We start from the raw sequence: 11,356 nt of genomic DNA, 5'->3' as shown, positions 1-11,356 counted from the left end.
AACGTGACGTCCTAACGTGACGCGCTAGTGTGACGTCCTGAACGGACCGCACCCACGGCCCCGCACTCCCCGCACCGGGGAGGGCGGGGCCTTCGTGGTTCCACGACTAGGATGGTCACCGTGGGCAAGAAGAAGAACAGCACCGGCACCGGCAGCACCCCGGCCACCCTCGCATTGGAGAAGGCGGGGACCACCTTCACGGTCCACACCTTCACCCACACCCCCGGGGTCACCGACTTCGGCGGGGAGGCCGCCAGCGCCCTCGGCGACGTGGAGCCCGACCGGATCTGCAAGACCCTCCTGGTCAGTCTCGACGGCGGCCCGCTGAACGGGAGACTCGCGGTCACCGTGGTCCCGGTGACGATGACCCTGGACCTCAAGGCCGTGGCCCACGCCTTCGGCGCGAAGAAGGCGACCATGGCCGACCCGTCCGCCGCGGAGCGCTCCACCGGCTACGTCGTCGGTGGGATCAGCCCGATCGGCCAAAAGAAGCTGCTGGACACGGTGGTCGATGACGGCACCCAGGATCACCCCACCATCTTCGTCTCGGGCGGACGCCGCGGCCTGGACATCGAGATCGCCCCGGCCGACCTGGTCGACGTGCTCGGCGCGCGGTTCGCCCCCGTTGCCCGGCGCTGACCCCACACTGACGCCACACTGACCCCCAGAAGTATTACCACTTTTCGGCGGCGGCATTTTCACTGACCTGGGGTTTTGTTCTCAGGCGCCCCGGAAAAGTGGTAACACTTTCACGCCCCGCTACCCGCAGGTCACCCCGGTGGCGTGCACCGGGCAGTAGCCGCCCGGATTCTTGTCCAGGTACTGCTGGTGCTCGTCCTCGGCCAGGTAGTACTCCCCGGACGGGGTCTCCGACAGCAGCGAGACCTCCGTGGTGATCTCGCCGAAGCCGGCCTCCGCCAGCTTCTCGCCGTAGGACGCGACCTCCGCCGCGGCCACCTCACGCTGCTGCGGGGTCACCGCGTAGATCACCGAACGGTACTGGGAGCCCACGTCGTTGCCCTGCCGGTCGCCCTGGGTGGGGTCGTGGTTCTCCAGGCCGGTGCGGATCACGGTGCGCAGGTCCACCCGGGCCGGGTCGAAGACCACCTCCACGACCTCGGAATGACCGGTGCGTCCGGTGCAGACTTCCCGGTAGGTGGGGTTGGTGGTGTAGCCGCCGGCGTAGCCGACCGAGGTGGACTCCACCCCGTCGAGCTGCCAGAACAGTTTCTCTGCACCCCAGAAGCAGCCCAGGCCGAGGATCACGTGCTCCTGACCATCCTTCCACGGGCCGGTGATGGGGGTGCCCAGCACGGTGTGCGGACGCGGGTTCTCCAGCACGGGGTGGCGTCCCCCGGCCAGGGCGGTGTCGGCGGTCGGACGGTCGGCGCGGAAAGGGCCGGACTGGGCGGCATTCATGGCGAGGATGCGGTCGAGGAAGTTCATACCCTGTCCAACGGACGGGACAGCGCAGGGATTCCCGGCGCGCCTCGACGCAGCCAGGTCCGCACAGCGGCGGTGGCGAAGCAGTCGTCGGCGTTGTAGCGCTCCAGGGTGCGCTGCGCCGCCGAAGCAGCCGTGCTTTCTGCGCCGACGGCGACCTCGAAGAGGTCCACCGCCACGCGCCCGTCCACGTCGTGCTGGCTGAAGGTGAAGCCGGCGAGCGGGGCGACTGCCTTGAGCCCCAGTGAGGAGTTGGCGGCGATGGCCGCGCCCACCAGGGCGAAGACGTCGACCCATTCGTCGGACGCCAGGAAGGCGTTCACCTCCTCCAGCGTGGGCATCACCGCCTCACCGCCGGCGGGCAGGGGGTACGCGGTGCCGCCGTAGCGTCCTGCGTAGTGCCGGAGCCAGTGGTTCTCGCCCTGCTGGGAGTAGCAGTACACCCGGCAGGGCCGTCCGTCGCGCGCCGCGGCGGCGCGGCGCGCCGTCAACCAGGTCCAGAAGGACGCGACGTGGCGTCCTGCGTCCCCGTCGCGGCTGAAGTCGGTGAAGGAGCGGTATACCGACCCGTCGAACGTGCCCCACAGAAAAGTGCCGCGGCTGGGGTGCGCCTCCATGTCCACGTCGATCTCCACGGCGTCGGCGAGTTCCTCGCCCATGGGACTCTCCCCGTCGACGAGGTGCGCGGGCATGCGGAAGGTGTGGCCGCACCACAGATCGGTGCGCACCATCCACCGTCGCATGGGCCGGCGCAGGTAGCCGACGCCCGCCAGCCAGGCGGTGGCCAGTGCGGAGGTCTCCCCGGCGTCCGCGTGGGCCAGGCCCGCCAGCGTGTCGATACCGCGGTCACGCCAGCGCTGCGCCCGGTCGCCCGGCAGCATGAGGCTGAGATCCCCGGTGCGCAGCAAGCGGGCGCGGCAATGATTGTGGAACTCGCAGGTCCCGCACTCGCGCACCCGCGTGGGCTCGGCCGGCACCGGCGCCTCCAAGGCGCGCATCAGCCCCGGCACCACGCGCTCGGCCGGGATGACCAGGCAGGACGCCAACCCCGCGCCGATGAAACCGACGTCGCCGGACGCCACGCCCAGCGCGTCCAGCAGCGTGTGCGCCACCGCCACCTTCTGCGAGTCCACCGGGGTGCTGCGGTGCTTCATGGCCACCGGCACCGGACGCGCCAGCCCCAGGACGCTGAGGTCGACGGTGCGCACCCCGGTGCCGCGGGGGGCGCGCCCCTGCGGGCGCGACGACGGAGCCCCGACCGTGTGGGAGGTGACGGTGACCGGCATATACGTCATCGAGGTCGTTGGGCCGGCCGCGTCGTCGGTACGCACCAGCAGGTCTGCATCGCAGGCCAGGGCATCGTCGGCCAGCCGGGCACCGACGATGAGGCGGGTGCCCGCGGCGATCGCCTCCAGCGTCTGTTCCTCGGCGGTGGCGTCGTCGACAACCTCCACCTTGGTCGGCACGAGGCGCTCCCCGAAGCGCGGCTGCGTGGGTAATGCCGCTGCCACCGCCTCGCGCCGTAGCCGCGCCCGGTAGCGTGCGAGCGTGTGCTCCGCCACCGAGAACACCGTGCGCTCCGGAGACAGGCGTCCCGAGGTGACGGCACGGCTGAGCACCCGCCGGTGACGGCAGCCCGTCAGGTCCGACGGGGTGACGGGTGCCGCGAGCCCCACGGAACCCTCGGGTCCCGCGGAACTGTTGCCCTGATACGCCCACATACCGCCCCATACTATTGAGTAGACTGGCACGGAGAAAACGGCAGCAACGGCAACCACGATAGGTACGGGAGAACAACGACCATGGGAATTCTCAGCTCGGCACGGCGGCGCCGCCACGAAAAGCGGGCAAGCTACAAGGCCGCGAAGGTCCAGGCCCGCACCGAGGCACGCGAGACCGCCAAACTCGACAGGAAAAAGCAGGATTACCTGGAGAAGATGGCACGCAAGGTCCGTAAGCAGGAGTCCCAGGACCTCAAGGCAGAGCGCAAGCACGATGCGAAGCTGGCGCAGGCCACCGTGGAACAGATCAAGGCCGGCCGGTTCAACGCTAAAACGGTGCTGCGCTACACCGGCGCACTGCGCGTTCTTCTGCCCGTCGCCATCCCGCTGGTGTATCGGGCAGCCACCCAGCTTTCCCAGCGTTCGGCAGGCACTGGCCGTGGCACAACCGCCGAGTTCTCCAACTTTGTCGGTGTCGGTGCCCCGCAGCGCGCCCGGATCGCCGAGCTTCGCACTCGTATCGAACGCGGAAATGTTCCCGATGGTTTCGCCAAGGACGCCAACGCCCGGCTCGATGAGTTGGAGAATTCACTCGACAATGCCTCGGGAATGTCGGACTCCCAGACGAGTAACCTCACCTCCAGTGTCTCCACGGAACTAGATCTGCTGGAGCGGCAGTACGCGGAGAAAGTTTAACGTTCCCCTCCTCACGCCCCCATAAGTAAAAGATCAACTTATACCCGTCGGGGAATGGCAGAGACTGGTGGGGACTAGCAGAGGATGACAATTAGTGCACGAATGGACTACACTTCCGGGCAATGGCACCTTCACATGCCACATATTCGCGACATAAAAGCGCACACGCCCGAAGGGAAGTAACAGAAACCATGGCACGCAAGGAAGTCACCCAGTTCTTCGATGACCTCGACAACACCCCGCTCACTGCGGATGAGGTCAACGTTGTTGAATTCACCTACAAGGGTTCCACCTACGTTCTGGACCTCTCCGAGGAGAACGCCCAGAAGTTCGCTGACACCGTTGAGCCCTACATCGCCGCCGGCACCAAGGTCACCCGCGTCCGCGGCCGTGGCCGCCCGGCAAGCACCACCGGCAAGTCCGATTCGGGCCGTAACCGCCGCATCCGCGAGTGGGCACGGGACAACGACCTGACCGTCTCCACCCGCGGCCAGATCGCCCGCGAGGTCATCGACGCCTACGAGGCCGCCAACCCCTCGGACCGCTAAGGACCGCTAGATTCTGGCGGGGGCTTCGCCCCTGTCACAGCATCCCGGCCTCACGCGCCGCCGCGACTGCGGAGGTGCGTGAACGCACTCCCAATTTGTCGTAGACATGGGCGAGATGCGATTTCACCGTGGCTTCGGAGAGGAAAAGATCCGCTCCGATGTCACGGTTCGACTTTCCGAGGGAAACAGCGTGAAGGACCTCGAGTTCGCGGGCGGACAACGTTGTCGCCGGATCCTTCTCCCGGTCACGTAACCGGTGAGCCACCGCCCCGGACAGTGCTTCCGCCCCCTGCGCGGCCGAACGCACACCACTGATGAGTTCAGCCGGTGGTGAATCCTTCAACAGGTATCCCACTGCGCCGGCTTCCACCGCCCCGAGGATTTCCACGTCCGTGTCGTAGTTCGTGACGACCAACACATTCGGCGGGTCTGCAAGTGTGCGAATCCGTTCCGTGGCCTGAGCGCCTGTCTCCAACTCCCGGCCGGCCGCACCCGCGCCGAAACGTAGATCCATAAGGACCACATCCACTCCGGGGCCATCTTTGGCAAGGTCAGCTACCGCGCGTACCGCCGAATCAGCGGAATCGACTTCTCCGACGATGTCGATGTCCTCCGCGCTCTCCAGGACGGCGCGCAGGCCCATTCTCACGATTTCATGGTCGTCCGCCAACAGGACACGGATCATTCGTTTTCCTCCAGTGCCGGCATTGTTGAATCCATCCTACAATTCCTCCCGGTCGTGGTGCCCCCAATAATCAGGGCTGCAGCGGCACTTCGACGGCGATGGCCGTGCCCGACCCCGGCGCGGTCTCCACGACCACACTGCCGCCGAGATCACTGACCCTCCGACGCATCGTCGACAGACCAATGTGGCCTTCCCCGGCGCGCTCGGCCAACGTGGACTCCACCTCCGCCAGGTCGAAACCCGCGCCGTCGTCCACCACGTCGAGTCGCACCGCATCCGGGTTCACCGTGAGGGTGACCCGCGCCCGCGACGCCCCCGAGTGCTGCCGGACGTTCGCCACCGCCGATTGCGCCACTCGCAGCAGTACGGTCTCCACCGCCACCGGCAGGCGCGTCTCGGCACTGCGGCCGCCGCGGCCAGCGCCGGTACCGCCCGCTGCCTCCGGCCTGCCGTCCGCCCTGCCGTCCATTTCGGCGTCCACCCCGATCTCCAGCCCGTCGCCGGACGCCGCGACCGCCAGCCGCCGCAGCGCGTCCACCAGTGACCCGTCCTGGAGTCCCGAGGGCTGCAGCGCCGCGATCATCGCCCGGGTCTCGCGGAGGCTGCCGGCGGCCACGTCGCGGGCAAGCAGAAGCTTCTCGACCGGCGGCTCCAAAGCGTCCGGAGCCCCCGGAGCGTCCCCCAGTATCCCTGTGGCCCCTGTGCCCCCATGCGCCCGCACGTCGCGCTCGGCGGCGTGCAGCAGCATCTGGATGCTCGACAGCCCCTGTGCGACCGTGTCGTGGATCTCGTGCGCGAGACGTTCACGCTCCTCCACCACCCCGGCCGCACGCTCCGACTCCGCCAGCAACCCCCGTGTGCGCACCAGCTCGTCGATGAGCCGCCGCCGGTCCTCACTGACCACGTAGAGGCCCTCGACGGTCACTCCGATGGCCACAGCGACCAGCCCCGAGAGCACGGGGCCGAGGACCGCACCGGTCGACGGGCCCGCCACCGCCACCGAGAGGCCCGCGGCCACGACCGTCACCACCGCCGTCGCCGTGACCCCCCACCACAACGGCAGCAGATACAGGTACAGCGCGAACAGCGCCAAGGCCAGGTACGACGCCGTCGCCTCCTGCACCGCCAGCAGGATCCACAACACGGTCAACGCCGTCAGCCACGTCACCCGCCCGGGCAGCGCCGCCGGCACCGGACGCGACAGCCCCGCCGCCGCGAGCAGGCCGAACGGCACCGCCGTGACCGCCACCAACGTCGGCGGGCCGTCCCCGCGTCCTGCCGCCGACCAGACCGTGACCGCCAGAAGAAGGCCCACGAGGATGGCGATGCCACCGCGCATCAGCACCGAATCCCGTACCGCGACGTCGTTGTCCATGGGAACACAGTATCCTCGACACGTGGAGTTCATCGAGTACCCGGTATCCGCAGTGATGAAACTGTGGCACATGGCGCTGACCGCCATGGGCGTCGCTGACGCCACCGCATGGACCGCCTCGATCGCACTGCTGGTGCTCACCGTGCGGCTCTTCCTCGTCCCGTTTGCCTACCGCGCCTACCGTTCCACGCGCGTGCTGGTGAATCTTCGCCCGGCGCTGCACGCCCTCGACGAGGAATACCGCAACCGGCTCAGCCAGCCCGAACGCCGCGAACTGCTGAAAAAACGCCGCGAACTGCAACTCGCCAACGGCTATCGGGTGCGCGACGGTTGCGTGCCCGCCCTGATCCAGATCCCGTTCTTCATCGGCCTGTACCGCATCCTGCTGCAGGTCGCCCGGCCCACGGACCTGGAGGCCGCGTCCCACCCCGGCATCGGCGCGCTCAGCGGCGACGATGTGGCGCACTTCCTCGACGCCGACATCCTCGGCGTCCCGCTCGCCGCGTACTCCACGATGACGGACGAGCAGTTCGCCTTCCTCGGCATCACCAGTTCCGAGGTGTTCACCTTCGCCCTGCCGTTGTGCATCACCGCGTCGGTATTCACCACGCTGAACATGGCGTATTCGATCTACCGCAATTGGCTGACGCTCGACGAGAACAACGGCACCTCCCGTGCCCTGTTCAAGATGCTGTTCTTCCTGGCCCCGGTGGCGATCCTGGTGCCGATCGTCTTCGGCCTCGCGGGCCCCGCCCCCGCGGCGATCATGTGCTACTGGGTGATGAACAACCTGTGGACCATGACGCAGAACATCAGCCTCCACCTCGTCCTCGACCGCAAGGTGCCATACTCCGAGGAGTTCCGCGCCCACCGCGCCGAGGTCGGTGCGGCGCGCAAGGCCCGACGCGCCGAGATCAAGGACGCCGGACGCTCCCTCCGCGAGCGCTCCCGCGCGCGCAGCGCCCGCATCAAGGAGCTGGACGCGACGCTGCATCGTTCCTCCCTGACGTCGGTACGTGACGATGCCACCGCCGAGCGCGACCGCCTCGTCGCCGAGGAGACCGCCGACCAGGAGTCGACGGAGAAGATCCTCAAGCGCGAGAAGCTGGAACGAGCCGCACGACGCACTCGCCAGCGCGAACTGCAACGCCAGGCCATCGCCGCAAAGAAGGCGGCGAAGAAAGCCGGGGCGACTGGGGATGCTGAGGTTGCCGGGGATGCCAAGGACGTTGACGGCGCGGAAGCTGCCGACTCCGGTACGCCTGCCGCCGCTCACGCCGCCGAAGAGACGGAAGCCCCCGCACCTTCAGCCCCCAGTGCACCCTCCGCTTCCAGTGGAGGCCGACACCGTCTGCCCGAACCGGACGAGGACGATGATCCCCGCCCCTACCAGGGCCGCCACCGGCTCAACCGGTAACGCCGGTCAGATCCGCAGAGGGGCAGAGCCCCTCGCAGCCGAGGCCGCGGCTTCCCCGGCTTAGATCGAGTACATCATTGGAGCCGTGTAGAGCATCTGCTTTGCGAGCTCACGGGCAGTCTCCAGCGGGGTGACAGTACGGTTCATCTTCGCCCCGGCGATACCGCCGTCGAGGAACACCATCAGCTGGTCGGCCAAGGTGCGGGAGGCGTAGCCGAACTTCTCGGTGAGCAGGTCCGCCATCGTGTCACGACACCAACGGCGATGCTCGAGGGCGGCGGCGCGGATGCGGTGCTCGCTGTCCGTGTCCGGCCGCGGGTACTCGCTCGCAGCATTCTGAAAGTGCGAGCCACGGAAGTGCTCCCCCGGCTGCTCGGCGATGCACATGTCGAAGAACGCAAGGATACGGTCCTCGGGCTTCGGCCGGTCCTCGCACATCTTCTCCCAGCGCTCACGCCACCCCTTGTCGAGCTCCTCGATGTAGGCCACCACGAGGTTGTCCTTGGAGCCGAACAGGGAGTAGAGACTGGCCTTCGCCACGTCCGCGTCGCGCAGGATGCGGTCGATACCGATCACGCGGATGCCCTCGGTGGTGAACAGGTGCGTCGCACTGCCCAGCAGACGCTGACGCGGCCCCGGACGGTTACGGCGACGTGACGACGCCGGCTTAGACTTCGCCGTGCCCCCAGCCTTCGTCGCCTTCTTCGCCTTGGACGGGGACGCACCACTGCCGTCGGTCGTCGTGGAACCGGTGCCGGCCATGTCGTCCCTCCATGAGTACGGATTCGTTCTGTGGGCGGAAACAATCCCGCCGTTCCTGCAGTATTTTACACACGCCGGTGCCGTCGCCGACAGACTGGCGGCGACGGCACCGGGCTCGTCCGAGAGGCGTACTACTTCTCGGTGGGGCGCACGACCATCATCGGGCAGGGCGCGTACTGCAGCAATGCACGCGAGGTGGATCCCAGCAGCATTCCGCGGAAACCGCCACGACCGTGGGAGCCCAAAACGAGCAGCTGCGCATCATCCGCGTTGTCCTTCAGGACCTGGATCGGGCGGTCGCGCTCCACGACCTCCTCGACGGTGACCTCGGGGTACTTCTCCCGCATCGATGCCAGTTCGTCCTGCAGGATCTTGCGCTCCTGGGCGGACATGGCGTCCAACTGACTCTGCACGGCTGCCAGGCCGACGAGGCTGGTCTGCACCTGGGCGTCCGCCCAGCTGTGGACCGCACGCAGCGTAGCACCGCGCGCGTCCGCCTCGCGGAAAGCGTAATCGAGCGCCTTGCGGGAGATGTCGGAGCCGTCGACACCGACGACGACCGGTCCGTACTTGTTCTCTACGGTGACGTCGTTGTCCTTACGCACAACCACGACAGGGCAGGACGCGTGGGAGACGACCGCGGAGGAGACAGAGCCCAGCACCAGGCCGGAAAGACCGCCGAGACCACGGGAACCCATGACCACGATGTCGGCTTCCTCCGACAGCTGCAGCAGCAGGTCAATCGGGGTTGCCTCGCCAATGTAGTAACTGACCTCGATGTTCTCGTCGAAGCCCTTGACGATCTCGCGAGCGTCGTTAATCTTCTCCATCGCCTCCTCCTCGAGCTGGTCGTACAGCTCCTGAGGCGGAATCATGCCGTCGGCGTACATGAACTGGGGCATGGTGTAGGCCGTGACGAGCTTCAACGGAGCGTTGCGCTTGGCTGCCGCATTGGCGGCCCAGGCGACGGCCGCGGCCCCTGCATCCGAGCCGTCCACGGCGACGACGATTTCATTGGTGGCCTTGGCATCCGACATCTCGGAACCCCTTTCAGGTCGGTGACTTCCAACAACCTCCATTGTCCCCCCATATGAGGTTCACCGCAGAAAACCTCCCATTCAGGGGTGGGTACCCGGGGTAACGGGTGATGGTGACGGGGGTGGGTATACTCGGCACCGACACCGAGCGGTCGTCACAGTGACGAACCAGGTCAAGCCTCCTGTGTTAGGCCCCTGCACCCGGCGCACCCGGGGAGTTGCTCGGGAAGAAGAGCTCGTAGATGAATTCCACGGCACCCAGCACGGCCTGACCGATGGTTGTCTGCAGGAAGTCGACGATCTGAGAAGTATCCATGGACAGGAGCATAGCCTGCGTAATCCACCGCTCCCAATAGTGGACGGGCTCAACCCGTCACGGGTGAAGGTCGACGCCGAGGGCACCGCCGGTGCCATCGTGCACCACCTCATCGCCAGCCAGCAGCACCACGATCCGACCGACGACGCTACGGCGATCGCCGCCCGGTTTGCCGAGGGCAAGGTCCGCCTGGACGACGGAAGCGCTCTCAGGCCCGAGGACACGGTTCCCGCCGGAGAATTCCTCTGGTTCTACCGACGCCCCGCGCCGGAGCGCCCCGTCCCCGGCACGCTGACAGAACTCCACCGCAGTTCCCGTCTGCTCGTCGTGGACAAGCCGCCTTTTATGTCGACCCTGCCACGCGGCCAGCACATCACCGAAACAGCGGTCGTCCGTGCCCGCCGACAATTCGGCATTGACTCCCTCTCACCGGCCCATCGGCTGGACAGATTGACCAGAGGCGTCCTGCTGTTCACCACGCGCCAGGACGTACGCGGTGCCTACCAGCGCCTCTTCGAGGCCCGGGAGGTTCGCAAGACCTACGAGGCGGTGACCGGTGTCCCCGACGGGTGGGCCGAGATTTTGGCGGACGCGTCGGCAACCAACGGGGAGCGGCCGCTGCTTCCCGTGCCTGCCGGCGCATTCGCAGCGGGCAGCACCGCCGGGTTGCACGCGGCCCCGAGCGCCGATGAACCCTGGGTTCTCCGTCATCACATGGTAAAACTCCGTGGGCGCATGGCTACCTACCTGACGCAGGACCCGCCGAATGCGGAAACTCGGGTGACGGGAGTGCGCTTAGTCCGCCCCGCGGGGACGGCGGAGACGCCTGAAGGCGCTGCGCGCTTACGTCTCGTCTGGACCTTGGAGCCCCACAGTGGGCGCACGCACCAGTTGCGTGTGAATATGAGGCTCTTCGGCGTACCGATTGTCTCCGACCCGTTGTACGGGGAGCTCAGCGATGCCGCGCTATGGGATGTGGATGAGCCGATGCCGTTCGTCCCAGCCGTCGCCGACGAAGATTTCAGTCGCCCGATGGGACTGACGGCCGTCACGATGAGGTTCGTCGATCCGTACTCGGGGGAACCGCAGGAGTTTCGCACGTCCTACCGTGCTGAGGCCTTCTGAGAAGACTCGTGGGCCTGGTATCGCAATGGCGTTGCACCCTCGAACTCTGAGGGGCGTGCTTGCGCGCGCTGGGGAAGCTCGATCGTGACCGGCATCCGACGTAGTCGACGAATTGCGGGTACCAAGTTGGACCTGGAGACTCTGAGTAGTCCAACTCAACGCTCCCAGGTCCAACTTGGTACCCGCTCAACCTGACCCCCTTCGCGCCGACGCGCACCACCCCCAACAGTG

12 protein-coding genes are annotated in these 11,356 nt (G+C 67.2%); 5 read left to right on the top strand and 7 right to left on the bottom strand.

Translation table 11 applies throughout. The features are described from left to right. The first annotated feature begins 111 nt into the window (after positions 1-111). The gene (gene ybaK, locus ACT3SZ_RS16310) at positions 112-639 is read left to right on the top strand and encodes a Cys-tRNA(Pro) deacylase (RefSeq protein WP_444620393.1); all 528 of its coding nucleotides are present in this window, start codon (positions 112-114) and stop codon (positions 637-639) included. Positions 640-759: 120 nt separating this feature from the next. Here the strand turns inward: ybaK and msrA are convergent, their stop codons facing one another. Together msrA and ACT3SZ_RS16300 are read right to left on the bottom strand one after the other, a co-directional pair. After that, on the bottom strand, positions 760-1,419 hold the full coding sequence (gene msrA / locus ACT3SZ_RS16305; protein ID WP_444620395.1) for a peptide-methionine (S)-S-oxide reductase MsrA: 660 nt from the start codon (positions 1,417-1,419) through the stop codon (positions 760-762). A 23-nt stretch (positions 1,420-1,442) separates the two neighbouring features. Beyond that, on the bottom strand, positions 1,443-3,164 hold the full coding sequence (locus ACT3SZ_RS16300) for a ribonuclease H-like domain-containing protein (protein ID WP_444620391.1): 1,722 nt from the start codon (positions 3,162-3,164) through the stop codon (positions 1,443-1,445). Between the two features lie 81 nt (positions 3,165-3,245). On the opposite strand from ACT3SZ_RS16300, the gene ACT3SZ_RS16295 reads away from it, so the two are divergent. Both ACT3SZ_RS16295 and ACT3SZ_RS16290 read left to right on the top strand, forming a co-directional pair. After that, a complete protein-coding gene (locus ACT3SZ_RS16295) occupies positions 3,246-3,860 on the top strand; it encodes a DUF6474 family protein (protein ID WP_444620389.1) in 615 nt (204 codons plus the stop codon). A gap of 191 nt (positions 3,861-4,051) precedes the next feature. Beyond that, positions 4,052-4,408: a histone-like nucleoid-structuring protein Lsr2 gene (locus ACT3SZ_RS16290; RefSeq protein ID WP_444620387.1), complete on the top strand. Its 357-nt coding sequence runs from the start codon at positions 4,052-4,054 to the stop codon at positions 4,406-4,408. A 34-nt stretch (positions 4,409-4,442) separates the two neighbouring features. Here the strand turns inward: ACT3SZ_RS16290 and ACT3SZ_RS16285 are convergent, their stop codons facing one another. Together ACT3SZ_RS16285 and ACT3SZ_RS16280 are read right to left on the bottom strand one after the other, a co-directional pair. Beyond that, positions 4,443-5,093 carry a LuxR C-terminal-related transcriptional regulator gene (locus ACT3SZ_RS16285; RefSeq protein ID WP_444620374.1) on the bottom strand — a complete coding sequence of 217 codons (651 nt, stop codon included), beginning with the start codon at positions 5,091-5,093 and terminating at the stop codon, positions 4,443-4,445. Between the two features lie 70 nt (positions 5,094-5,163). Continuing rightward, the gene (locus tag ACT3SZ_RS16280) at positions 5,164-6,468 is read right to left on the bottom strand and encodes a sensor histidine kinase (RefSeq protein ID WP_444620372.1); all 1,305 of its coding nucleotides are present in this window, start codon (positions 6,466-6,468) and stop codon (positions 5,164-5,166) included. 22 nt (positions 6,469-6,490) lie between these two features. Between ACT3SZ_RS16280 and yidC the strand changes: the two genes are divergently transcribed. Continuing rightward, a complete protein-coding gene (gene yidC / locus ACT3SZ_RS16275; RefSeq protein WP_444620371.1) occupies positions 6,491-7,885 on the top strand; it encodes a membrane protein insertase YidC in 1,395 nt (464 codons plus the stop codon). Positions 7,886-7,945: 60 nt separating this feature from the next. Here yidC and ACT3SZ_RS16270 read toward each other — a convergent pair whose 3' ends face one another. The 3 genes from ACT3SZ_RS16270 to ACT3SZ_RS16260 all read right to left on the bottom strand — a co-directional run bounded on the left by ACT3SZ_RS16270 (position 7,946) and on the right by ACT3SZ_RS16260 (position 10,000). After that, positions 7,946-8,647 (bottom strand): TetR/AcrR family transcriptional regulator, encoded by a 702-nt coding sequence (locus tag ACT3SZ_RS16270; RefSeq protein ID WP_444620369.1) that lies wholly within the window; start codon positions 8,645-8,647, stop codon positions 7,946-7,948. A gap of 131 nt (positions 8,648-8,778) precedes the next feature. Further along, a complete protein-coding gene (locus tag ACT3SZ_RS16265) occupies positions 8,779-9,684 on the bottom strand; it encodes a universal stress protein (protein WP_444620368.1) in 906 nt (301 codons plus the stop codon). 187 nt (positions 9,685-9,871) lie between these two features. Next, positions 9,872-10,000: a hypothetical protein gene (locus ACT3SZ_RS16260; RefSeq protein WP_444620367.1), complete on the bottom strand. Its 129-nt coding sequence runs from the start codon at positions 9,998-10,000 to the stop codon at positions 9,872-9,874. Between the two features lie 39 nt (positions 10,001-10,039). Here ACT3SZ_RS16260 and ACT3SZ_RS16255 point away from each other — a divergent pair, with 39 nt between their 5' ends. Further along, positions 10,040-11,125, top strand: a complete 1,086-nt coding sequence (locus tag ACT3SZ_RS16255; protein ID WP_444620365.1) for a pseudouridine synthase — start codon at positions 10,040-10,042, stop codon at positions 11,123-11,125. Positions 11,126-11,356 lie beyond the last annotated feature (231 nt).

This window comes from Corynebacterium sp. AOP40-9SA-29 (genome assembly GCF_052377405.1).
Classification (GTDB): domain Bacteria; phylum Actinomycetota; class Actinomycetes; order Mycobacteriales; family Mycobacteriaceae; genus Corynebacterium.
Note: the sequence above shows the minus strand (reverse complement) of the source record. Positions and strands in the feature narration are given on the sequence as shown.

Bases quoted from the DNA above. Each gene is read 5' to 3' on its own strand.
- ybaK (WP_444620393.1), top strand. From the start codon at position 112: ATGGTCACCGTGGGCAAGAAGAAGAACAGCACCGGCACCGGCAGCACC.
- msrA (WP_444620395.1), bottom strand. From the start codon at position 1,419: ATGAATGCCGCCCAGTCCGGCCCTTTCCGCGCCGACCGTCCGACCGCC.
- ACT3SZ_RS16300 (WP_444620391.1), bottom strand. From the start codon at position 3,164: ATGTGGGCGTATCAGGGCAACAGTTCCGCGGGACCCGAGGGTTCCGTG.
- ACT3SZ_RS16295 (WP_444620389.1), top strand. From the start codon at position 3,246: ATGGGAATTCTCAGCTCGGCACGGCGGCGCCGCCACGAAAAGCGGGCA.
- ACT3SZ_RS16290 (WP_444620387.1), top strand. From the start codon at position 4,052: ATGGCACGCAAGGAAGTCACCCAGTTCTTCGATGACCTCGACAACACC.
- ACT3SZ_RS16285 (WP_444620374.1), bottom strand. From the start codon at position 5,093: ATGATCCGTGTCCTGTTGGCGGACGACCATGAAATCGTGAGAATGGGC.
- ACT3SZ_RS16280 (WP_444620372.1), bottom strand. From the start codon at position 6,468: ATGGACAACGACGTCGCGGTACGGGATTCGGTGCTGATGCGCGGTGGC.
- ACT3SZ_RS16270 (WP_444620369.1), bottom strand. From the start codon at position 8,647: ATGGCCGGCACCGGTTCCACGACGACCGACGGCAGTGGTGCGTCCCCG.
- ACT3SZ_RS16265 (WP_444620368.1), bottom strand. From the start codon at position 9,684: ATGTCGGATGCCAAGGCCACCAATGAAATCGTCGTCGCCGTGGACGGC.
- ACT3SZ_RS16260 (WP_444620367.1), bottom strand. From the start codon at position 10,000: ATGGATACTTCTCAGATCGTCGACTTCCTGCAGACAACCATCGGTCAG.